19 protein-coding genes are annotated in these 21,706 nt (G+C 68.6%); 6 read left to right on the plus strand and 13 right to left on the minus strand.

What is annotated here, in order from left to right:
- The first annotated feature begins 48 nt into the window (after positions 1-48).
- Positions 49-627 carry a nicotinamidase gene (locus AB0I34_RS34545; RefSeq protein WP_360453343.1) on the plus strand — a complete coding sequence of 193 codons (579 nt, stop codon included), beginning with the start codon at positions 49-51 and terminating at the stop codon, positions 625-627.
- On the opposite strand, the gene AB0I34_RS34550 is transcribed toward AB0I34_RS34545, so the two are convergent.
- From AB0I34_RS34550 to AB0I34_RS34565, 4 genes are all read right to left on the minus strand, one after another.
- Positions 620-2,155: an AbgT family transporter gene (locus AB0I34_RS34550; protein WP_360453346.1), complete on the minus strand. Its 1,536-nt coding sequence runs from the start codon at positions 2,153-2,155 to the stop codon at positions 620-622. The genes AB0I34_RS34545 and AB0I34_RS34550 overlap by 8 nt on opposite strands.
- Position 2,156: 1 nt before the next feature.
- On the minus strand, positions 2,157-3,074 hold the full coding sequence (locus AB0I34_RS34555; protein ID WP_360453349.1) for a prolyl oligopeptidase family serine peptidase: 918 nt from the start codon (positions 3,072-3,074) through the stop codon (positions 2,157-2,159).
- Positions 3,075-3,158: 84 nt separating this feature from the next.
- Positions 3,159-3,887, minus strand: coding sequence for a creatininase family protein (locus AB0I34_RS34560; protein WP_360453352.1), 729 nt, complete (start codon positions 3,885-3,887; stop codon positions 3,159-3,161).
- A gap of 62 nt (positions 3,888-3,949) precedes the next feature.
- Positions 3,950-4,639, minus strand: coding sequence for an FCD domain-containing protein (locus tag AB0I34_RS34565; RefSeq protein WP_360453355.1), 690 nt, complete (start codon positions 4,637-4,639; stop codon positions 3,950-3,952).
- A gap of 351 nt (positions 4,640-4,990) precedes the next feature.
- On the opposite strand from AB0I34_RS34565, the gene AB0I34_RS34570 reads away from it, so the two are divergent.
- Positions 4,991-5,461, plus strand: a complete 471-nt coding sequence (locus AB0I34_RS34570) for a cupin domain-containing protein (protein ID WP_360453357.1) — start codon at positions 4,991-4,993, stop codon at positions 5,459-5,461.
- 113 nt (positions 5,462-5,574) lie between these two features.
- Here AB0I34_RS34570 and AB0I34_RS34575 read toward each other — a convergent pair whose 3' ends face one another.
- The 3 genes from AB0I34_RS34575 to AB0I34_RS34585 are packed head-to-tail and all read right to left on the minus strand — an operon-like array spanning position 5,575 to position 9,656.
- Positions 5,575-6,726 carry a glycosyltransferase gene (locus tag AB0I34_RS34575; protein WP_360453360.1) on the minus strand — a complete coding sequence of 384 codons (1,152 nt, stop codon included), beginning with the start codon at positions 6,724-6,726 and terminating at the stop codon, positions 5,575-5,577.
- Between the two features lie 39 nt (positions 6,727-6,765).
- Positions 6,766-7,743: a helix-turn-helix domain-containing protein gene (locus AB0I34_RS34580; protein ID WP_360453363.1), complete on the minus strand. Its 978-nt coding sequence runs from the start codon at positions 7,741-7,743 to the stop codon at positions 6,766-6,768.
- 59 nt (positions 7,744-7,802) lie between these two features.
- Positions 7,803-9,656 (minus strand): 5'-nucleotidase C-terminal domain-containing protein, encoded by a 1,854-nt coding sequence (locus tag AB0I34_RS34585; protein WP_360453443.1) that lies wholly within the window; start codon positions 9,654-9,656, stop codon positions 7,803-7,805.
- 126 nt (positions 9,657-9,782) lie between these two features.
- On the opposite strand from AB0I34_RS34585, the gene AB0I34_RS34590 reads away from it, so the two are divergent.
- On the plus strand, positions 9,783-10,577 hold the full coding sequence (locus tag AB0I34_RS34590) for a polysaccharide deacetylase family protein (protein ID WP_360453366.1): 795 nt from the start codon (positions 9,783-9,785) through the stop codon (positions 10,575-10,577).
- Here the strand turns inward: AB0I34_RS34590 and AB0I34_RS34595 are convergent.
- Complete coding sequence (locus AB0I34_RS34595; protein WP_360453369.1) at positions 10,574-11,206, minus strand: hypothetical protein; 633 nt, start codon at positions 11,204-11,206, stop codon at positions 10,574-10,576. The two genes, AB0I34_RS34590 and AB0I34_RS34595, sit on opposite strands and share 4 nt — an antisense overlap.
- Positions 11,207-11,254: 48 nt before the next feature.
- Complete coding sequence (locus tag AB0I34_RS34600) at positions 11,255-12,448, minus strand: homogentisate 1,2-dioxygenase domain-containing protein (RefSeq protein ID WP_360453372.1); 1,194 nt, start codon at positions 12,446-12,448, stop codon at positions 11,255-11,257.
- A 72-nt stretch (positions 12,449-12,520) separates the two neighbouring features.
- On the opposite strand from AB0I34_RS34600, the gene AB0I34_RS34605 reads away from it, so the two are divergent.
- The 3 genes from AB0I34_RS34605 (at position 12,521) to AB0I34_RS34615 (ending at position 18,423) form a co-directional block, all read left to right on the plus strand.
- Complete coding sequence (locus AB0I34_RS34605) at positions 12,521-13,375, plus strand: hypothetical protein (protein WP_360453375.1); 855 nt, start codon at positions 12,521-12,523, stop codon at positions 13,373-13,375.
- Positions 13,372-14,571: a fumarylacetoacetase gene (gene fahA, locus AB0I34_RS34610; protein WP_360453378.1), complete on the plus strand. Its 1,200-nt coding sequence runs from the start codon at positions 13,372-13,374 to the stop codon at positions 14,569-14,571. Before AB0I34_RS34605 ends, fahA begins: the two co-directional genes overlap by 4 nt.
- 102 nt (positions 14,572-14,673) lie before the next feature.
- The gene (locus tag AB0I34_RS34615) at positions 14,674-18,423 is read left to right on the plus strand and encodes an endo-alpha-N-acetylgalactosaminidase family protein (RefSeq protein ID WP_360453381.1); all 3,750 of its coding nucleotides are present in this window, start codon (positions 14,674-14,676) and stop codon (positions 18,421-18,423) included.
- A gap of 54 nt (positions 18,424-18,477) precedes the next feature.
- Here the strand turns inward: AB0I34_RS34615 and AB0I34_RS34620 are convergent, their stop codons facing one another.
- The 4 genes from AB0I34_RS34620 to AB0I34_RS34635 all read right to left on the minus strand — a co-directional run bounded on the left by AB0I34_RS34620 (position 18,478) and on the right by AB0I34_RS34635 (position 21,562).
- A complete protein-coding gene (locus AB0I34_RS34620; protein ID WP_360453384.1) occupies positions 18,478-18,891 on the minus strand; it encodes a hypothetical protein in 414 nt (137 codons plus the stop codon).
- 84 nt (positions 18,892-18,975) lie between these two features.
- Positions 18,976-20,217 carry a HAMP domain-containing sensor histidine kinase gene (locus tag AB0I34_RS34625; RefSeq protein WP_360453387.1) on the minus strand — a complete coding sequence of 414 codons (1,242 nt, stop codon included), beginning with the start codon at positions 20,215-20,217 and terminating at the stop codon, positions 18,976-18,978.
- A 1-nt stretch (position 20,218) separates the two neighbouring features.
- Entirely contained in the window at positions 20,219-20,884 is a 666-nt protein-coding gene (gene cseB / locus AB0I34_RS34630; protein WP_360453390.1) for a two-component system response regulator CseB, read from the minus strand.
- Between the two features lie 48 nt (positions 20,885-20,932).
- Positions 20,933-21,562, minus strand: coding sequence for a hypothetical protein (locus AB0I34_RS34635; RefSeq protein WP_360453393.1), 630 nt, complete (start codon positions 21,560-21,562; stop codon positions 20,933-20,935).
- Positions 21,563-21,706: the final 144 nt, after the last annotated feature.

Raw genomic sequence — 21,706 nt, forward strand, 5'->3', positions numbered from 1 at the left:
TCACGCTTGTACCGTGGCCTCAGGGACACCTGGAAAAGGAGCGTCGCGATGGCCCGGGCACTGATCGTGGTGGATGTGCAGAACGACTTCTGCGAGGGCGGGAGCCTGGCCGTGAGCGGTGGAGCCGATGTCGCCTTCCGGATCGGCGAACTGCTGCACAAGTGGCACGAGGCCGACCCCGGCGACCGGCAGTACGCGTACGTCGTGGCCACCCGGGACCACCACATCGACCCGGGCGACCACTTCTCCGACGCCCCCGACTTCGTCCACTCCTGGCCCCGGCACTGTGTGGCCGGCACCGACGGCGTCAGCTTCCACCCGAACCTCGACCCCCAGCCGTTCGACGCGATCTTCGACAAGGGCGAGTACGCCGCCGCCTACTCGGGCTTCGAGGGCAAGTCCCACGAAGGCGGCCACGCGCTCGCCGACTGGCTGCGCAGCAAGGGCGTCACGGACGTCGACGTGTGCGGGATCGCGACCGACTACTGCGTCCGGGCGACCGCCCTCGACGCCCGCAACGAGGGCTTCGGTACGACGGTCCTCACCGCGCTGACCGCAGGGGTCGCGCCGGGCAGCACGGAGCAGGCCTTGACCGACCTCCGCGCCGCCGGCGTCACCCTCACCTGACTGGGGCGCCCGGGCCGAGCGGGATGCCGATCGCCCACCAGGCCAGGAACAACAGCGTCCAGGCGACCGTCATCGCGATCGCCAACGGCACCGTGTAGGACGCCAGCGTGCCGACGCCGGCGTCCTTGCGGTACCGCTGCAGGAACCCGAGCGCCATCACGAAGTACGGGCTCATCGGCGTGATCGCGGTCGACCCCGAGTCGGCGATCCGGAACAGCGCCTGCGTGGTCTCGGCCGGCACGCTCAGCAGCAGCATCATCGGCACCAGGATCGGCGCGGTCAGCGACCACATCGCCGAACCGCTCGTCACCAGCACGTTGATCACCGTCAGCAGCACCAGGATGCCGAGGAAGATCACCACCTTCGGTGCGCCGAGATCCCCCAGCACCCGCGCCGACTCCGCCGACAGCAGATCGCCGATGTTGCTCCAGTCGAAGTACGCCAGGAACTGCGCGATCGCGAAGAACAGCACCAAGACAGGCGCCATCTGTTTGATGCCCTCGGCCATCAGTTTCGGCACGTCAGCCGCACGCTCGATCGCCTTCACAGTCACGCCGTAGGTGATGCCTACTATGCCGAAGAGGACCGCGACGACCATCGCGATCCCGTCCAGGAACGGCGACTCGACGATGCTGCCGTTCTCACCTCGGAGCGGCGAGTCGTGCGGTGCCAGTACGGCGACGATCGCGACAGCCGCGAGCAGGAAGACGATCCCGGCCCGGCGCAGACCGGTGCGCTCGGCAACGGAGACCTTGAGCTGGTCCGGATCGTCACCAGGCGCGTCCGGGTCGGCCTCGAGGTCGGTCCGCTTGTTCAGCACCAGTCGGGTGACCAACGTGATCACCAACGCCAGCAGCACGGACGACGCGATGTTGAAGAACCAGTTGGACAGCGGCGAGATGTAGGCATCCGGGTCCACCGTCTTTGCCGCCGCCGTGGTGATGCCGGCGAAGATCGCGTCGTTCGGGGTCGGGATCGGGCTGGCGTCGTACCCGGAGGCGATCGCGGTGTACGCGACCACGATGCCGAGGATCGGCGACCGGCCGACCGCGCGGAACGCGAGCCCGCCGAGCGGAACCAGGATGATGTACGCCGCGGCCGACGCCACATGCGCCATCGTGCCGGCGAACGCCACCGCGAACACCACCATCGACTGCGGCACCCGGGACACGCTGACCCGCATCAGGGCCTGCAGGAACCCGGTCCGCTCGGCCAGCGCGACGCCCATGATCACGACCACGATGGTTGCCATCGGCGGGAACTCGGCGAAGTTCGAGATCGCCGTCGACACCGCCATCTGCAGGCCGTCGCCGGACAGCAGGTTCTGCACCGCGACAGTCTTGCCGTCCTTCGGCGACACCACCGAGATGTCGAACCCGGCCAGGATCGCGCTCACCACCGCGAGGAGTCCGGACAGGATCCAGAACAACCAGAACGGATGCGGCAGCGCGTTGCCGGCCCGCTCGATCACCGCCATGGCCCGGACCAGGCGTGGCAACTGCTCCCTCGTGCCGGTCGTCGTACTCATGTCAGTGCCTCAGCTTGTGCGACTGGAAGAAGGCGCCGATCAACTCGTGCGCCTCGAACGTCTGGGTCACATAGCCCGGCCCCGACGAGGCGTCCGATCCCGGCCAGCTGTGCCCGCCGTCCGTGACGGCGACGTGGACGACATCGGCCTCGCATCCCTTGTAGGTGAACTTCAGTACGTCGTCGCCCTGCTGGGACATCCGCGGGTCCTGGTCGCAGTGGTCGCGGACAGCCCAGTCGCGGACCCAGGTCTCCACACTGGGCAGGTCGCGCTGCCCGTCACCGCCGTACGGGATCGTGGTGTCGCCGGTGCCGTGGATGTCGAGCACCGGGACCGGACGGCTGGGCGCGCACCGCTTGCCCTCGATGTAGAAGGCGCCGGAGACCGGGGCGATCGCGGCGATCCGGTCGGCCAGCTGGCAGGCCAGGACACCGGTGAAGCCGGCGCCGTTCGACTTGCCGGTCGCGTAGACGGCGTCGGTGTCGACGCAGAGCTCGCCTTCCAGCTTGTCCAGCAGATCGACGGTGAACTTGACGTCGTCGACACCCTTGGCCGAGTACGGCGCTCCCTGCCAGGCCTGCTTGTCCTCGTCACCGATCACCCCGTTGGGGTAGGCAACGATCGCGTCGAGCTTCGACAGGTCGGAGAACGCCTCCGTCTGCGCACCGGTCTTGCCGCGGCCGTGGTAGACGACGATCAACGGTGATGCCTTGGTGGAGTTGTACTTCTCCGGGACGTGCAGGCGGTAGGTCCGGTTGAGTCCACCGCTGACGACCTCGTAGTCGCCGGTGGAGACTGCTTGCTTGCCGCAACCGGTACTCCGGGAACCTGTGGCGGCAGTTGCCGATGGCAACCCGATCGTCAGCAGGCCGGCGGTGATCAGGAGCGCGCCGAGCGCTGTGGGGCGTGCGAGGTTCATCAGGGGTGCCTCCTCGGGCATGCGAGCGGGCAGGCTCGCGCCTGGACCACCTGAGCCGGGGTCCAGTGAGCGGGGGTCTTGGGGTCAGGCCGAGAGCAGTTCGTCGGCGAAGGCGGCTATGCGGTCGGCGGCCGTCTCGACCAGGAGACGGCCGTCCTCGGCAGTGGCGCGGCGGGGATCTCCCAGCACGCCACGCTTGTGGTACACGTCGAACCCGACGGACAGGCGCGGTCCACGCGCCTGCCGGGACAGCCGGGCCGGGGTGGTCAACTCGTCGAGCGTGGTGGCACCCGGCTCCAGGCGGTCGGCCTGGACGAGGTCGGGTGCGAGGTACAGCATCTGCGCGGTCTCGGCCTCACCGGAGTGACCGTGGACCTCGCTGACATCGACGATCAGGTCGGACACCACGGAGGTGATCGGAGTCCACGTGAAGGTGATGTCCTGGCGGACGTACTCCTGCGCCAGGACGGACAGCGCGGCGTTGTTCCCGCCGTGCCCGGTGATCACGAGAAACTGCCGCCAGCCGTGGTCCTGCAGACTGGCGATGACATCCCGCAATACCTGCATGAAGGTTGCCGGGGACAACGACATGGTGCCGGCGAAGGCCATGTGATGCGGCGAGACGCCGTACGGGACAACCGGAGCGATCACGGCGCGGCCGGCCAGTCGTTCGGCCACCCGATCGGCGACACCGACAGCGCGCACAGTGTCGGTGGCCATCGCCATCCCGCCACCATGCTGCTCCTGCGCCCCGACCGGGATGATCACCAGCGGCGACCGCCGTACCGCATCGGCGGCCTCGTCGGTCGTCATCTCCGCGAGTCTCCGGAGACTTTTCGCCGCCTGGTGGCGCTTTTCTTCCGGAGAACGGCCGCTCATGACAGCTCCGAGGCTGACTCGACGGCCACGCGGATGTTGTCGAGATGCTCGCGGGTGAGTCGTTCGGCCGCTTCGACGTCCTGTGCCCGGACGGCCTCCAGGATCGCCTGATGCTCCTCGTGGTCGCGCTCGCGGTTGTCGTAGAGCGCACGGATCTGCTGCTGCTCGCGGACCCGCACCTTCAGCAGGGAGGCCAGCACCTCCTGCAGCAACGGATTCCCGGAGGCGGCGGCGAGCTCCACGTGGAAGTTCAGTGCGAACGCCGGACCGCCCGGTGGGATGAGCGCATTGGTCACCGCGGCCTCGATGCGTTCCAGGTTCTCCGGCTGCCGGGCGGCCGCGGACTGCGCGGCGACGGCCGGCTCGATCACCAGACGGGCGCTGATCAGCTGCAGCACCGACTCCTTGGTGATCGGCGGGCGGTGCGGATTCGCCAGTACGACGTTGTTGATCGTCGGACCGACGTACGTGCCGGAACCGTGCCGGAACTCGACCGCACCAGTCGCCTCGAGCTTCCGCAGCGCCTCCCGGACCGTCGGCGTGGTGATCGCGAACCGCTTGGCCAGCTCACGAGCCGACGGGATCGCGTCGCCCGGCCCCAGCCCGCCGTCGCGGATGATGCCGAGAATCGACTCGGTCAACCGATCGGACAGACTGGGTGGCGCCTCGGACGCTGAGTAAGTCACAAGCTGACTAAATCACTTAGCCTTTACCTCGGTCAAGACCTCGGCGCCGGGGAGCAGAACCTCTCACCGAGGGATCATCGCCCCGACCTTGGGCGGCGGGCGAGGTGGACGACGACCGCCAGCAGGGCGAGGGCAGCGAGCAGCCCACCGATACCGAGGATCAGCTGGGGCGTCGTCAGTGCGGCACCGTTCTCATCTGCCGCCGTCGGGCGGACACCCGATCGGCGGGACCACTGTCGATGCGCGCACACCGCTTGACCATCGGCGCATGGCTGACCCGGCAGGGCTATCGGGCGCTCGGTCCGGCTGCCTAGCGTTGCGCGCAGTCCATCACTGACAGGAGGGAAGCACATGACAGACATCGGTGAGCGCAGCTACGTTCTCGGGCAAGGGCTCCGGGCAACCATTCTCACCACCGGGGAGGAAACGGACGGCCGGCACGATCTCAGCAACACCTGGCAGCCGGCCGGCGAGATGACGCCGTTGCACCTGCACACCCGGTACGAGGAACGGTTCTGGGTGGTCTCGGGTGGCCTGAGCGTGTGGGCGGGCGACGAGTTCGTCGAGCTCCGGTCCGGTGACTACTTCCGGATCCCGATGAACGTCCTGCACGCGGCCCGCAGCGGCCCGATGGGCTGCCACGCCCTGCACATCTCCACCCCGGCGGGTTTCGCCGAACTGATCGCGCGCTCCGCGACCCCGGCCCGCCTCGCGACGCCCGACACCGAGATGGACCTGGATCTGTTCATGGCCGTCACCACCGAGCTCGGCGACGTCGTCCTCGGCCCGCCCGGCACCCTCCCCACCGATCAGCCCACCTGATCTCGGCCGGTCAACTCCTGCTCGATGACGTCGGCTGCCTGTTCCGGCCCGTTCTCGGTTCGCAGGAGGTCGCCGTAGGCACGGGATCTGGCGGCGTACGTCGGATCGAGGACCTAGCCGAGGGAACTGGCCAAGCGGGTGCGGCTCAGCGAACGGAAGGGGAGGCTCACGCCGAGGCCGAGACTGCTCAACCGCCAACCCCAGAAGGGCTGGTCGAGGAAGACGCTGACGACGACCGATGGAATGCCCGCGCGCGTCACGGCGGCGGTCGTCCCGGAGCCGCCGTGATGGACCGCCGCCACACAGCGCGGGAGTGCCTCGTCGTGGTTCAGGTCCGCCCCGGTGAGGAACACCTGATCCGGCAGTTCACCGGAATCGACGCCGTAGTCGGTCCATCCGGCAGCAACCAGTCCTCGTACGCCGAGTTGCCCGCAGATCGCGATGATGTCGTCCAGCAACTGGCGCGGCTTCGGCACCGGCATGCTGCCGAAGCCGAAGTACACCGGAGGTTCACCAGCGGCCAGCCATTCGCGCAGGTCGGCAGGCAGCTCTGCCTCGCCCAGTGCCGAGCGCAGATCTCCCGAGGCGAGCGCCGGCCCGACCAGATGTTGCCCGGGGCCCCAATCCGCTGGACGCGGGACCAACCTGGGGCTGTAGGCGTGCAGAGCCGGCAGCTCTCCGATCCGGAGCCGACGGTCGATCGGCGCGGCGCCCAACTGCTCGCAGAGCCGATCGATACTCGGTTTGCTCTGCCGCCAGAGCAGGTTGTCGAACGCCGCGAAGGTGAGACGGTTCACGCGGCCGACCCGGAAGTCACGCACCGGGCTGGCCATACTCGCCCACGCCACGGTCGGCGTCATCGGCGCACACAACAGGCTGGCCGCCGGCCGGCCCGTCACCTCGTGCAGGGCAGCGCCACGCAGCGCCATCCCCAGGGTCGACAGAATCAGATCGGCGTCGTGCGCCACCTCGACGGCAGCCTTGGCGATCGACGCGTCGGCCCTGCGCTCGTCGGCGGTGACACGTCGAACCAGAGTGGAGATCTTGCCGCGGGCGAGGATCTCGCGGGCCTCCTCGGAGTTCAGGAAGCGGCCGACGTCGAGGTCGGACGAGGTCACCGGAAGTCCCGAGCGGGACGCCCACTCGGCCAGATCGGCGTTCACGCACAGCCGCACCGAGTGGCCGCGGTCGCGCAGCACCGATCCGATCGCCAGAGCGGGCTGGATGTCCCCACGGGTGCCGTGGGCAAGCATTGCGATCTTCATGCGCCCAGCGTCGGCGAATCCGGCCGGACGGTCGTTGCCCTACAGTGCCACGCGGTTGCCTTCCCACGCACCGTGGACGGCGCGGTACTCGGCCGGCGGTAGACCGAACCGTAGCTTGAAGGCCCGGTTGAAGTGGGCCGAGCTGGTCAGGCCCCAACGCGCGCCGATCGCCGCGACGGGCCGGTCCTGCAGGCTGGGATCGAGCAGGTCGCGCCGGCACCGGTCCAGCCGCCGTGACCGGATCAGCGCCGCGACGCTCTCACCGGTCGGCTCGAACAACCGGTGCAGGTAGCGCAGCGAGATGTGGTGGGCCGCGGCGACCGCGGCCGGCGTAAGACCCGCGTCTGCCAGGTGGCTCTCGATGAAGCCACGGCACCGGTGCAGGAGGGCACGCGAGCGGGTCTCGACGGGCAGTGTCCGCTCTTGATCCAGCCGTGCCGCCAAGCCGACGTTGACCAAGTCGAGGATGGCGGCGCCGATCCGAGCGCCGCGTGCGCCGTCGTCGGCGTCGAGGTGCTCGGGCAGCTGGCGGACCAGGCCGGAGACCAGCGCCGCCGTCCCGTCCGAGCCTGGGATGCCGACGCCGGTCAGGTCCGCCACCCGGTGTTCGGGCAGCGGGCTCAGGGCTTTGGGGTAGGAGAGCATGACCGCACGGCGCTCGGAGTACGCGCAGTGCAGCGGCCGGGAGAGATCGCAGATCCCGATGTCTCCTGGTGCGAAGCGGGCGACACGGCCGTCCTGCTCACTGACCGTCAGGCCCTCGGCCTGCACGAACAGCGCATAGCGCCCGGGATCCTCCCGGCGCGCGTGCGCCGCGGTCCGGGTGGCCTCGCCCGGGCCGGATCGAGACACCGCCACCTGCAGCGGACCGACCGTCCCGATCAACAGTTCGTCCCGGTCGTCCGGTCCGTCGTCCAGCCGGAGATCCAGCCCACCGAGACATCCGGCCACGACCTCGTTCCAGTACGCCGCCCGCGTGGCTCTCGGCTCGGCGACCGCCCTCAGCAGAGTCCGCATCCCCGCAGTTTGTGCACACGAACGGCGTACCTGCAACCGTGTTCCCCGAAAACCGGACGTCAGGCGGTGACCACGATCGGGGCGCCGTTCGAGGTCAGGGACCAGTCGGTGGTGTGGAAGGTGGCCGGGTCGACGGTGCCGGTCGAGGTCACGTAGTCGATCATCAACTGGCGGATCTCGACCTGGCGGTTGTAGACGACCGGCGCGGTCGAGACGTGCGGGAAGTTGCCGCCGCCGGACTGCCGGTAGTTGTTGACCGCGACAACGAACTCCTGGTCGGCGGCCACCGCGGTGCCGTCGTACGCGAGGTCGGTGATCCGGGAGCCGACCGGCTTCGCGATGTCGATCTTGTACGTGAGCGGCTTCGTCAGGCCGCCCATCACGTCGTAGTTGTAGTCCGGAGTCCCGCCCGGCGCGGTCGGGGTCGGCGCGTTGGTGACCTGGTCGGACGGGAACGGACCGGTGCCGGTCACCTGCTTGAAGTACTGCGCGGAGAACTCGAGGTAGGCCTGGACCTGGGCACCGGTCATCGTCACCGCGAGCAGCGTGTTGTCGAAGATGTAGAGCCCGGCCACGTCCCGCACCGACACGTCACCGGCCGGGATGGCGGCCTCCCGGTTGAACGGAGCCGCGATCGCCAGCACCGGCAGGTCCGCCTGCGGCGTACCGACGAGCGCCTTCGACACCGCGTCGGCCTGGATGAAGTTCACGAAGTCCAGGGCCGCGGTGTCCTCCCACGGCGCGGTCGCGGCCGACATCGCCTCCTTGCAGGTCCCGATCTTCGAGTTCACGTACTCGATGACCTTGTCGTGGTCCTTCTGCAGTACGGCGACCACCGTCGGGTCGGCGTCCACGGTGTTCGCGTTCAGCACCTGGCTGTGCCGGCCGACGACCTTCCAGCGGCCGCGCACCTTCTGCAGGTCCAGGTCGAACAGCGACAGCCGCATGCCCCACTTCAGCGGCTCGCTCAGCACGACCTGCTCGCCGGTCGTCGTGTTCGTCACCATCCGCTCGGGGATCTCCAGATGCGCGTGGCCGACCAGTACGGCGTCGATGCCCGGAACCGTCTCCGCCATCAGGGCCGACGCGTTCTCCGGCACCGGCAGGGCGTCGCCGTACGACGAGGACAGGTCCATGCCGGAGTGCGCGGACACGATCACCACGTCGGCGCCGGCCTTGCGGACGCGCGGCACCCAGACCTTCGCCAGCTCGACGATGCCGCCGAACTTGACCTTGTTCTCGACGTTCGCCTTGTCCCAGATCGCGATGCCGGGGTTGGTCAGGCCGAGGATGCCGACCGTGATCGGCTTCTCGCCCGGCACGTGCACCCGCTTCAGCACGTACGGCGGGAACACCGGCAGGCCCGTGGTCCAGTCCTGGGCGTTCGCCCCGAGCAGCGGGAACCGCAGCTGCCGCTGGAACTTGCGCAGGATGTCGAGGCCGTAGTTGAACTCGTGATTGCCCAGCGCGGCGGCGTCGTACCCGATCTGGTTCATCGCGGCGGCCATCGGGTGGATGTGCCCACCGGTGATGGGCTCGATCTTGGCGAAGTAGTAGGCCAGCGGGGTGCCCTGGATGGTGTCACCGGCGTCCAGCAGCAGCGGCTGCGGTGCTCGGCGCTCCGCGGCGACGCTTTCCCGGACAGCGGTGACCAGGGTGGAGATCTTGGCCAGGCCGATGTCGTTGTGCGCGGCATCGTCGTACTCGGCGTTCTTGAAGTAGTCCCAGTTGAAGACGTTGCCGTGTAGGTCGGTCGTGCCCATCACGGTCAGCCGGACCGTCGTGGAACCGTGCCCGGCATCGTGACCCGCGTACGCCGGTACCGCCTGGAACCCGGCCGCCGCCAGCGCCGCGGCGCCTCCGATCACCGTTCGCCTCGTCATCGTGGTCCGCTCGCCGTTGTCCGTCATCATCCGCCTCACGCGTAGGTTGTGCCGGCAGTCTCGCCGCCGCCGGGGTCTCCGGCCCGGGGCACACGATACGGCGACACGCCGCGACCCGATTTCGGGCTGAACCTGGCGCACGAGAAGATGCCGGACATGACCAAGCCGCCCGGCAAGCTCCTGCCGTTGGTCGCCGCCCTCCTCTGCGGTGCCGTCCTCGCCCAAGCCGCCAAACCATCCGACCAATCGGTCACCAGTGCCGCGCCTGCCGTCCAGACGGCCGCGCACGCACCGCTGAACGTCCCGGTCAAGGCGCGGCCGACGCATCCGCCGAGCCAGCCCGGGCCGAAGAAGCACCAGTCGCGGCAGCAGCAGCGGACCACGGTGCCGGCCGACGACTGGAACCTGACCGGTCAGGGCAAGGTGCTCTACCTGACCTTCGACGACGGCCCGCAGCCCGAGTGGACGCCGAAGGTCCTGCAGGTACTGCGCAAGCACAAGGCGAAGGCGACCTTCTTCGTGCTCGGCATCCAGGTCGCGCAGTTTCCCGAGCTGGTCACGCTCGAACGCGCGGCCGGTCATCACGTCGGCAACCACACCTGGGACCACAAGACCCTGACCCTGCTGCCGGACGCGAAGATGCGGCAGGAGATCACGTCCGGGGTGAAGTCGAAGTGCCTCCGTCCGCCGACCGGGGCCACGAACGCCAAGATCGAGGCGACTGCAGCGGCGGTGCACCAGCGCCAGGTGCTGTGGGATGTGGACACCAAGGACTGGACCAAGCCGGGCGTCGCGAGGATCGAGCACGCGCTGCTGGCCGGTGCGCGGCCGGGCGCCATCATCCTGATGCACGACGGCGGCGGCAACCGCTCCGAGACCGTCACCGCCCTGGACCGAGCTCTCACCAAGCTGACCCGCGCGGGCTACACCTACCGCTCATTGCCCTGCTAGTTGGAGCGGCTGACTCTGGTGGTGCCGCCGGAGAAGTGCTGGAGGGCCTGGTCGATCACGTGCACCGGCTGATCCAGGGCCTTGACCAGGAACAAACCGGTCGGCCGGAGTAGTGGGTTCGGCTTGACCACGGTCCGCACCGACGGCTGGTCCAGCCCGCGGACGCCGGCCGTCGTGGCACCGACGCCCGGCGCAAGGTCGAGCTCGAGCGTGTACTGCCCGAACAACTTCTCCTGCCGGAAGCCACGCACCGTCGCCCACGGCAGCACCACCGGGTACGACGCTCCTTCGCAGGCCAGCTCGAGCGCGCGAGGAGTCATCCGCATCGCGATCGGCTGCACGTCGTTGGCGGCGTACCAGCGTTGCCGTTCGGCGATCAGCCGGAGCGCGAGAACGGTGCTCAGCACGAGCGGGATCATGGCCAGGATCAACAGCAGCGCGAACGGCCACAGACCCGAGCCACGGAAGGCGATCAGCGCGACCAGCGCGGCAAGGATGCCGAGAGCACCGATCGCCAGCGTCACCCAGGCACCGTGGCGCTGCTGCTTGCGGATCACCTCACGCCGTTCCAGCACCGCCTGGCGATCGATGCCGACGACGAACTGCGCATCCTCCCCGTGCTGGCTCATGCCCCAACAATCCCATCCCGGCGGTCCGCAGGCCGCCGACACGGGTCGTCAGGACTTACGGCGGCCCGCCCAGCTCCAGGCGTAGACGCCGTCGTCCACCGCCGTACCGCCCTCGCCGAGCTCCAGCGGACGGAAGGTGTCGACCATCACCGCGAGCTCCTCGAACCGCTCCGCGCCGAGCGACGCCTCGATCGCGGACGGCTGCGGCCCGTGCGCGTACCCACCCGGGTGCAGTGAGATCGAGCCGAGGCCGATGCCCGACCCCTTCCGGGCCTCGTAGTCGCCGCCGCAGTAGAACATCACCTCGTCGGAGTCGACGTTCGAGTGGTAGTACGGCACCGGCACCGACAGCGGGTGGTAGTCGACCTTGCGGGGCACGAAGTTGCAGACCACGAAGTTGTTGCCCTCGAACACCTGGTGCACCGGTGGCGGCTGGTGGATCCGCCCGGTGATCGGCTCGTAGTCGCTGACATTGAACGTGTACGGGTACAGGCAGCCGTCCCAGCCGACCACGTCGAACGGATGCGTCGCGTACGTCATCCGGCTGCCAACGATCCCGCCCGGGCCGCTGCCGCGGTGCTTGACCAGCACCTCGACGTCCGTGTCCTCGACCACCAGCGGCTCGCCCGCCGCGTGCAGATCGCGTTCGCAGTACGGCGAGTGCTCGAGGAACTGCCCGTACCGCGACAGGTAGCGCTTCGGTGGCGCGATGTGGCTGTTCGCCTCGATGCAGTACGCGTGCACCCCGTCCGGCCCGGGCAGCCAGCGGTGCGTGGTCGCCCGCGGGATGATCACGTAGTCGCCCTCGACCGCGTTCAGCACGCCGAACACCGTCTCCACGGTCGCCGAGCCCTTCTCGACGTACACGCACTCGTCGCCGATGGCGTTGCGGTAGTACGGCGACGGCTGCTCGGCGACGACGTACGAGATCCGGACGTCGCCGTTGCCGAGCACGAGCCGGCGATCCTCGACGGCGTTGGACTTGGAGGTTTCGGCGAAGAGGTCGTGCAGCTTCAGGTGCCGGGGCGTGAGCGGGTGGTTCGCGACGGTGGCCAGGTCGGGCAGGTCCCACACCTGCGAGTCCACGATCGCGGACGGTACGCCGGCGTGGTACAGCAGCGACGAGTCCGACGAGAACCCCTCCTCCCCCATCAGCTCCTCGTAGTACAGCCCACCGTCCGGTTTCCGGAACTGCGTGTGCCGCTTCGGCGGAACCTGCCCGACCTGCCGGTAGAACGTCATTTCTCCCGCTCCCGTGTACGTTAATCGAACGCATGCGTCCGCTTACCGAAAGCATCCGTTAGGCTTCGAGTCATGTCAACCGTCCCTGCCCTGTTCCGGCACCTGGTCGACGACGCCGCGATGTTCCCGCCCGGGGATCTGCCGCTGACCGAGGCTGTCGAGGCGCACCGGGCCCACCGCACCGCGCCGTACGCCGATCTGGTCGGGCCCTTCGTGTGCACCGATGAGGATCTGATGAAGGTGGCCGCCGAGGCCGCCCGCACCGGCCCCGATCCGTTGCGGGTCGCGGTGGTGATCACCGGCGGCGCCGGTGGGATCGAGCCCGCGGTCCGGTACGGCGACCGGTCCACCGACATCGAGGTCACCGCGATCGAGGTCCGGCTGCGCAACGAGGACGACCTGTCCCGGAACGCACTGCGCGTCGTCCGGGCCTGTGACGACTGCCTCGACGAGGAGACGGCGTACGTCGAGATCGGCCTGGACGGAGCGTGGGAGCGCGCTCTCGACGTAGTCGCCGACGCGGGGTACGCGGCGAAGCTCCGGACCGGCGGGCTCGATGCCTCGTTGTTCCCGTCAGAGGGCCAGATCGCGGCGTTCATCACTGCCTGCCTGGATCGCGAGGTCGCGTTCAAGTGCACGGCCGGGCTGCACAACGCGGTCCGGCATACCGCTGTGGACACCGGGTTCGAGCATCACGGCTTCCTGAACGTGCTGCTCGCCACCCGCGCGTCGCTCGACGGGGCCTCGCTGGACGAGGTGGCCGCCGTCCTGGCTTCTCGTGACGGCGGCCACCTCGCCGCCCGCGTGCGGGAGTTGTCCGAACAACAGGCGGCCGGGACCCGCCGGTGGTTCTCCTCGTTCGGCTCGTGCAGCATCGAGGAGCCCCGCCGCGACCTGACCGCCCTGAGCCTGCGGGAGGGCCTGTGAGCTGGATCGACATCCCCGCGGATTCGCCGTTCGGGCCGGACAACCTGCCGCTCGGCGTGTTCCGGCTCGGTGACGAGGAGCCGCGGGTGGGCGCCGCGATCGGCGACCAGCTCATCGATCTCGCGCCGGTCGCGTCCGCGCAGATGCTGGACGGCTCACAACTGTTCGCCCAGCCGTCGCTGAACGACTTCCTCGCGCTCGGCCGCCCGGCCTGGCGCGCGACGCGCGGCTGGCTGCTCGAACTCGTGCGCAACGCCAATGATCGCGACACCGTAGAACCGCATCTGATCCCGCGGTCGGCGGTCACCATGCACCTGCCGTTCGAGGTCGCGGACTACGTCGACTTCTATGCCTCCGAGCAGCACGCGACCAACCTCGGCCGGCTGTTCCGGCCGGACTCCGAACCGCTGCTGCCGAACTGGAAGCACCTCCCGGTCGGCTACCACGGCCGCGCCGGGACCGTCGTACCGAGCGGCACCGACATCGTCCGGCCGTCAGGTCAGCGGAAGGCGCCGGACGCGGCGACGCCGACGTACGGACCGTCGCAGCGGCTCGACATCGAGGTGGAGCTCGGGTACGTCGTCGGGGCGCCTTCTCAGCTGGGCCGGCCGGTGTCCGTGGACGCGTTCGAGGAGCATGTGTACGGCGTCGTACTCGTGAACGACTGGTCCGCGCGGGATCTGCAGGCGTGGGAGTACGTCCCGCTCGGGCCGTTCCTGGGGAAGTCTTTCGCCACCTCGATCTCGCCGTGGGTGGTGTCGCTCGACGCGCTCGAGTCGGCCGCCGTACCGCTGCCGCCGCAGGATCCGCCGGTGTTGCCCTACCTGGCGGGCGAGAACCTGAAGAACTATGACATCACCTTCCAGGTGTTCCTGAATGGGCAACTGGTGAGCAGTCCGCCGTACAAAGACGTCTACTGGTCGCCGGCTCAGATGCTCGCCCACCTGACCGTGAACGGCGCCTCCCTACGCACCGGCGACCTGTTCGCGTCGGGCACCGTCAGCGGCCCCGAGAAGAACCAGCGCGGCTCCTTCATCGAGCTGAGCTGGGGCGGCCGGGAGCCCCTCCTCGTGGACGGCAAGGAACACACCTTCCTCGAGAACGGCGACCAGGTAACCATCACCGCCCAAGCCACCACCCCCACCGGCACCACCATCGGCCTAGGCGAAGTGACCGGCACGATCACCTCCGGTTAAACCTCCACCCACCCCCTCCGCCGAGCCGAAGGCACGGCTGATCTTGTTCATAACTGTTCGTTTCTCTTGACTAGCTAGCGGTTGCGTGCGAACTTTCTCCGCATGAAACGTTCAGTGGGGATCTGTGTGCTGGCCGTCACCATGGCCGCCGGCGTCCTGAGCGTGCCCGCGGGCGCGCAGGCCGCCGGCGATCCGACCGTCCGATCGAGCGACTTGACGGTCACCGTCGGAGCCGACTTCCCGCGGGTGATCAGGTACGTCGACAACGCCTCCGGCCAAACCCTCGGCGGTCAACCGGACGCCATCTCGACCGTCACCATCGACGGAGTCGCCCGTACGGCGCACCTCTCCGCGCCGCCCACAGTCGACGGCGGCCGAGCGTCGTACAAGCTCGCCTTCGACGCACTCCCCGGCGTGGAGCTGGACGCGAGCCTCAGCCTCGCCGGCCGCGTCACCACCTTCGCGATCGACGCCATCCGCGACACCGAGGCGACCCGGGTGCACACGATCGACATCCCGGACCACGACCTGATCTCCGTCGCGAGCACGGATGCCGGCGCGACCACCGCGTTCACCACCCTCGACCCGGACTCCACCCGGACCGCGGACAAGATCACTCCGATCACCGCCGCGACCCCGGCCGAGCCGTCCGCGACCGGGGCGACGTACGCGTTCGTGAACACCAGCGCCCTAGCCGCAGGGATCGAGACGAACTCCGTCTACGACAAGCCGTCCGGCCAGTCCGTCGACGACGGCGCCCGGTTCTGGCATCGCGCCCGCAAGGCCACCGACGGCAGCACCCGCGTCGGCGTCTGGAGCGGCCAGTGGACCTACCGCGCCGACACCTCGCCGTACACCGAACCGTTGCCGTGGGCCAAGATCGTGGTCACCCCGGACGCGAACAAGGACAAGACAGTCGACTGGCAGGACGGCGCGATCGCGTTCCGCTCGATCATGACCGAGCCGAAGGGCGCCGACCTGGTCAAGGACCGCGTCGTCACGCACATCCCGTTCAACTTCGCCAGCCAGGCAACGCATCCCTTCCTGCGCACCCTGGACGACGTCAAGCGGATCTCGCTGTCCACCGACGGACTCGGCCAACTGGCCCTGCTGAAGGGGTACGGCGCCGAGGGCCACGACTCGGCCCACCCGGACTACGGCGGCAACTACAACACCCGCGCCGGCGGCCTGACCGACCTGAACACCCTGCTGAAGAAGGGCAAGGACTGGAACGCCGCCTTTGGCGTCCATGTGAACGCGACCGAGTCCTACCCGGAGGCGAACGCGTTCAACGAGGACCTCGTGGACAAGAACTCCAAGGGCTGGAACTGGCTGAACCAGAGCTACTACATCAAGCAGCGCCCTGACCTTGCCACTGGCAACATCGTGAAGCGGTTCCAGCAACTGCGGGACGAGACCGACAAGAACCTGCAAGAGCTGTACATCGACGTCTACTACCAGTCCGGCTGGCTCGCCGACGGCCTGACCCGGCAGCTCGCCGACCAGGGCTGGCAGATCGCCACCGAGTGGGCCGACCGGCACGAGCGCACCTCGCTGTGGTCGCACTGGGCCAACGACCTCGACTACGGCGGCCCCACCAACAAGGGGCTGAACTCCCAGATCATCCGGTTCGTCCGCAACGACGAGAAGGATGTCTGGAACAACGACCCGATCCTCGGTCAGTCCAGCCTGGTCGAGTTCGAGGGCTGGACCGGCGAGACCGACTGGAACGCGTTCTACCGCAACATCTGGCAGAAGAACCTGCCGGCCAAGTTCCTCCAGCAGCAGAAGATCACCGACTGGAACAGCAGTGACATCGCCTTCACCGGCGGCGTCCGCGGCGCGGTCGAGAACGGCAAGCGGACCGTGTACGCCGGCGACGCCAAGGTGCTCGACGGCGACAAGTACCTGCTCCCCTGGGACGGCAACAAGAAGCTCTACCACTACAACCCGGCCGGCGGCCGCACCACATGGAAGGTTCCCTCGGCGTTCTCAGCTGGAACCTTCGCGGTCTACAAACTGACCGACACCGGACGCGTGAAGGTCGCGACCATCCCGGTACGACGGGGAGCCGTCACGCTCGACGCGGTCGCGGGTCAGCCGTACGTGCTGTACCCGATCAGCGCACCCGCGCCACACCCGGCGAACTGGGGTGAAGGCACCCACCTCAAGGACCCGGGCTTCAATGCCGGCGACCTCACTGCCTGGAACGCTACCGGCGGCGCGACGATCGACATGCTCGAGAACGGCCAGCAGGTCGCGTCACTCGGCACCAAGTCGTCGACGCTGAAGCAGCGCCTCACCGGCCTCTCCCCCGGCCGTACCTACAGCGCGTCAGGCTGGATCGAGATCGAACCGGGCAAGTCCCGTCCGACCACCCTGACGGTCGACGGCGTGCAGAACACGATCACTCGATCCACAGCGCAGAACATGGTCGCCTCGGACGACAAGCACGGCGCCTACTACCAACGCGTCCGCGTCGTCTTCGATGCCAGGGGCAACAGCGCCGAGCTGGGCATCAGTGCGGCCGCTGGACCAGCCAAGGTCCGGATCGACGACGTCCGGGTGGTCGAGACGAAGCGACCGGGTGCCGGCTTGGTCGACGACTTCGAGAACGTCGACCAGGGCTGGGGCCCGTTCGTGAAGGGCGATTCCGGTGGCGTCACCGACCCGCGGACCAGTCTGGCTCGCAAGCATGCGCCGTACACGCAGGCCGGCTGGAACGGCAAGCTCGTCGACGACGTCCTGGACGACGAGTGGTCGCTCAAGTCGCACGAGGAGAACGAGGGCGTCGTCTACCGGACCACGCCGTCGACGGTGAACTTCCAGCCCGGGCACAAATACGAGGTCAGCTTCGACTATGCCAGCGGCCGCGCCGGTCAGTACGCGTGGGTGCAGGGAGTCGACCGGCCCGACTCGGTCGAGGTCAAGTCGACGCCGATCGGTGAGCAGCGGACGAAGGCGTCGTTCAGCCAGGAGTTCGTCGCCGGTTGCGGCGGCGACTACTGGGTCGGCCTGCGCAAGCTGTCCGACGGTGGCGACCAGGCCGACTTCATCATGGACGACTTCGCCGTCACCGATCTCGGTACGACGTCCGAGCCGGCCGACTGTACGTCGATCGCGGTGTCGGGCGTGACGGGTCTCGTCTCCGGCGAAGCGAACACGGTCGTCACCACGTTCACCAACAACGATGTCGTTGCCGCGAACAACATCACGCTCGGTCTGACCGGACCGGACGGCTGGACCGTGACCGCGGCGACTCCGGCGACCCACGCGACCGTTGCCCCGGGCGCCAGTGCGACGACCAGCTGGGACGTCACTCCGCCGGCCGGGACGCCGGAAGGAAAGTACGTGCTGACGGCAACGGGCGGTCGTGCAACGAGCGCGACGGAGGCAACTGTGCTGCCGCCGGGCATCGTGCCGCAGTCGCGGATCAAGGTGGCGGACGTCAGCAGTGAGGACGTCGGCACCGGTGGCGCGGCCACCGAGGCGCTGGACGGAAACCCCAGCACCATCTGGCATTCCGCCTGGTCGGAGGTGCCTACGCCGGCGACGTACCCGCATCACATCACGCTCGACCTCGGAACGACGTACCAGGTGGACGGGTTCAGCTACCTGCCTCGGCAGAGTGGGACGAACGGGATGTTCAAGGGTTACGAGATCTACGTCAGCACCGACGGGCAGACCTGGGGTACGCTGGTCGCGACCGGCGAGTTCCCGAACTCGATCGCGGCGCAGCGGGTGAACTTCACCGCGACGCCGGGACGGTTCGTGAAGTTCGTCGGGACCAGCTCGCTCAACGGCGCGGTCTTCGGATCGGCCGCGGAACTCAACGTCTACGGCACGCGCTAGACGTAAGCGGCGCCACTTTCCGCCCCTGTCGGAAGTGGCGCCGCTCGGGTCCTGCTACTTGGTGATGTTCACGTTCACCGAGGCGCTGGCCGTCTTCGCGGACACGACCCGGAACTTGTTCACGCCGACCCGGCCGCTCTTCACCCACACCGAGTACGTCGCCTTGCTGGTGACGTTGGTGATGGCCGGGAAGGTGACCCACTTGCCGTTCTCGAACCGCTGCACCTGGACGACGGTGTTGCGCGCGATCCCGCTGGTCTTGCCGGTGAACGAGACCTTGGTCCAGGCCTTCGCGGTCACCTTGTCCGACTTCATCGTGATCGACTTGGCCGCAACCGCGGCACTCGCGGCGGTGGTGTGCGTGCCGACCGCGTTGGCCTGCAGGGCACCGGCGACACCAAGACCCCCGGCGGCCAGAGCGGCACCCGCGACGACGGCGGCGGTTCGACGTACGAACTGAGAACGCATGACTGTGGTTTCCCCTCGTTTTATTGGGCTTCTTTGGGCGAGCCCGACGCAAGAGGAGACGCGGCGATAGCAGGAATAGTTGTGTTAAGACTGCGTCTCAGTCGCGGGGAGGACCAATCGCGCAAGCGCACCGCCACCCGGCGCTGCCCCGAAGGTCAGCTCGGCGCCGAGCACCTTCGCGTGGCCGGCCGCGATGGTCAGGCCGAGGCCGTGCCCGACGCCACGCTCGGCCATCCCGGACCGGAACCGGCGCGGGCCCTCGGCAATCAATTCCTCCGGGTAACCGTTGCCGTGGTCAACCACCTCGACAGTCCGGCCGGTGACCGTGACCTCGACCGGCGGCTGGCCGTGCCGCAGTCCGTTGACGATCAGGTTGGCCAGGATCCGCTCGATCCGGCGCGAGTCGGTCGAGACTGTCTCGTCCGGTCCGACCTGGCGGACGATCACACTGTCCGGCGCGAGCGCCTGCTGCATCCGCAGCCGGCCGACCGCGGAGCCGACGAACGCCCCGAGCCCGACCAGCTCGAGGTCGGCCTGCTCCACACCGGAGTCGAACCGCGCGATCTCGAGCAGGTCCTCGACCAGCCGGCGCAGCACCTTGGCCCGGTCCCGGACCAGCTCACTCGGCCGACCGGGTGGCAGCAGCTCAGCTGCAGTGGTCAGGCCGGTGACCGGCGTCCGCAGGTCATGCGCGACATCCGCGGTGAACCGGCGCTCGGCCTCCAGCTGGCCACGCAGCGACGTCGCCATCGTGTCCAGCGCGGTGGCCAGCGACTGCACCTCGTCCTTGCCTTTGCCAACCGTGTCGGCCGCTGACGCGTCCAGATCGCCGGCCGCGATCCGGCGCGCCGTCCCCGCGACCGCGACGATCCGCTTCGACAGGCTGCCGGCCAGGATCACGCTGACCAGGGCGACCATCGCGACCGTTCCGATCCCGCCGAAGACCAACGCCTGCTGCAGAGCCTGCATCGAGTCGTCGCTGGTGTCGTAGTCCTGCACGATCGAGAGGATCTTGCCGTCCTTGACTCCGACCGCGGCCCACATCTTCGCGTTCGGCGACCCGGTCTTGAAGGTCGCCCGCTTGCCCTCCAGCACCGCCTCCCGCAACTGCGGCGGCAGCTCGGGATCGTCCAGCTTGGACCCGAACACCGGGACCTCGTCGCGGTCGTAGCTCTGCGCCGCCAACTGGATCCGCTCGTCCGCGAAACTGCGGGTCCGGTCCAGCCGGGCCGACTGTGCCTGGGTGTAGACCGCGACGCAGAGGACCAGGATCGCGAGCGAGGAGACCAGCAGGAAGATGAGACCGAGCTTGCCGCGCAGTCCCACGTCAGGCCCGCAGCTTGTACCCGAATCCGCGGACCGTCTCGATCCGGTCCGCGCCGATCTTGGTCCGCAACCGCTGCAGGTGGACGTCGACCAGGCGGCCGTCGCCACCCCACTCGTAGTCCCAGACCCGCTGCAGCAGCGTGGACCGGCTGAGCACCACACCCGGGTTGTTCGCGAACTCGATCAGCAGCTTGAGCTCGGTCGGCGTGAGCTGGACGGTGCTCCCACCCCGCCGTACCTCGAGCGCCTCCCGGTCCAGCTCCAGGTCGCCGAACGACTCCACGCTGGAGCCGACCGACGGCGCCGGGCGCTCCGGGTCGGACACCGCCCGCCGCATCACCGCCCGCAGCCGAGCCACCAGCACCTGCGTGTCGAAGGGCTTGGTCACGTAGTCGTCCGCGCCGGCCTCCAGCCCGAGTACGACGTCGAGCGCGTCGCCACGGGCGGACACCATCACGATCGGGACCGTGCTGCTCTCCCGGATCCGGCGGCACACCGAGATCCCGTCCAGGCCGGGCAGCATGATGTCGAGCATCACGACGTCCGGATGGATCTTCTCGAAGCGCTCGATCGCCTCCAGGCCGTCCTCGGCCGTGGTCACGTCGTACCCGTGGCGTTCGAGGGTCAGTTGGGTCGCCTCACGGATCACCGCGTCGTCCTCGACCATGAGAATGCGCGCTGCCGGTTCTTCCGGTACCACCGAAGTTCAGTCTCCCTACTGGTCCGTCGAGCTCACCTTGGTCATCTGCCGACCGGCCCAACGGTAAACCTCGACCCGCCGTCCGGACGGGCAACAGGGCGGGTCTTCGATCGTGAAGATCTCGGACTCCACCACCAGGTCACCCTTCGGACTGGCCGTGATCGTCGGCTGATCCACCTTCTGGCTCCAGATCGACCGCAGGCCCGAGGGCTCGACCGCGATCAGGAAGTAGCCGAAGACGAACTTGTCCACGGTGTGGATCAAGACGATCTGCTGAGGCGTACCGCTGTGCATAACATCAACGGTCGTACCCAGGCTGAGGCAACGCTCAATCTTGGTGCAATTCGCGAGCACCTTCCGCGAGTACGCCGGCAGGGCCTTGTCCGCGAGCAGTTTCACCCGGACCTGACGCAGATCGACGGCCGCTGCGGGGGTGCTCCGCGGGGCCGGCCCGGTGGTGCCGAAGGCGACAGTCGGGGTCGGGCTCGGCGGGGGTGGCTCGGCTCCCTCGACCCGCAGGCCGCTGCCGTTCGCACAGGCGGACAGGGCGGTCAGGGCGACGACGGCGGCGACGGCAGGCAGCGCGGTACGGCGGAGCACGCCGGGCGGCGTCGAGGCGGAGCGCCCGGTTCGCCACATGCGCATAGGGCGCCTCCTACCCTGCCTCATCGATTCCCCCGGGAGATTCAGTCAACTACCTTCCATAGTGCTGGCCGGACGTCACAGTCGACGGCCATGGACGTCGAATGGCCCCACCAGTTCCATTGCGGTTCAGTCACAGCCCCACGG

It is taken from the genome of Kribbella sp. NPDC050281 (assembly GCF_040655855.1).
GTDB lineage: Bacteria > Actinomycetota > Actinomycetes > Propionibacteriales > Kribbellaceae > Kribbella.

Bases quoted from the DNA above. Each gene is read 5' to 3' on its own strand.
- AB0I34_RS34605 (WP_360453375.1), top strand. From the start codon at position 12,521: ATGTCAACCGTCCCTGCCCTGTTCCGGCACCTGGTCGACGACGCCGCG.
- AB0I34_RS34560 (WP_360453352.1), bottom strand. From the start codon at position 3,887: ATGACGACCGACGAGGCCGCCGATGCGGTACGGCGGTCGCCGCTGGTG.
- AB0I34_RS34575 (WP_360453360.1), bottom strand. From the start codon at position 6,726: ATGAAGATCGCAATGCTTGCCCACGGCACCCGTGGGGACATCCAGCCC.
- cseB (WP_360453390.1), bottom strand. From the start codon at position 20,884: ATGGTCGAGGACGACGCGGTGATCCGTGAGGCGACCCAACTGACCCTC.
- AB0I34_RS34600 (WP_360453372.1), bottom strand. From the start codon at position 12,448: ATGACGTTCTACCGGCAGGTCGGGCAGGTTCCGCCGAAGCGGCACACG.
- AB0I34_RS34595 (WP_360453369.1), bottom strand. From the start codon at position 11,206: ATGAGCCAGCACGGGGAGGATGCGCAGTTCGTCGTCGGCATCGATCGC.
- AB0I34_RS34635 (WP_360453393.1), bottom strand. From the start codon at position 21,562: ATGCGCATGTGGCGAACCGGGCGCTCCGCCTCGACGCCGCCCGGCGTG.
- AB0I34_RS34590 (WP_360453366.1), top strand. From the start codon at position 9,783: ATGACCAAGCCGCCCGGCAAGCTCCTGCCGTTGGTCGCCGCCCTCCTC.
- AB0I34_RS34545 (WP_360453343.1), top strand. From the start codon at position 49: ATGGCCCGGGCACTGATCGTGGTGGATGTGCAGAACGACTTCTGCGAG.
- AB0I34_RS34555 (WP_360453349.1), bottom strand. From the start codon at position 3,074: ATGAACCTCGCACGCCCCACAGCGCTCGGCGCGCTCCTGATCACCGCC.
- AB0I34_RS34585 (WP_360453443.1), bottom strand. From the start codon at position 9,656: ATGATGACGGACAACGGCGAGCGGACCACGATGACGAGGCGAACGGTG.
- AB0I34_RS34580 (WP_360453363.1), bottom strand. From the start codon at position 7,743: ATGCGGACTCTGCTGAGGGCGGTCGCCGAGCCGAGAGCCACGCGGGCG.
- AB0I34_RS34570 (WP_360453357.1), top strand. From the start codon at position 4,991: ATGACAGACATCGGTGAGCGCAGCTACGTTCTCGGGCAAGGGCTCCGG.
- AB0I34_RS34615 (WP_360453381.1), top strand. From the start codon at position 14,674: ATGAAACGTTCAGTGGGGATCTGTGTGCTGGCCGTCACCATGGCCGCC.
- AB0I34_RS34550 (WP_360453346.1), bottom strand. From the start codon at position 2,155: ATGAGTACGACGACCGGCACGAGGGAGCAGTTGCCACGCCTGGTCCGG.
- AB0I34_RS34620 (WP_360453384.1), bottom strand. From the start codon at position 18,891: ATGCGTTCTCAGTTCGTACGTCGAACCGCCGCCGTCGTCGCGGGTGCC.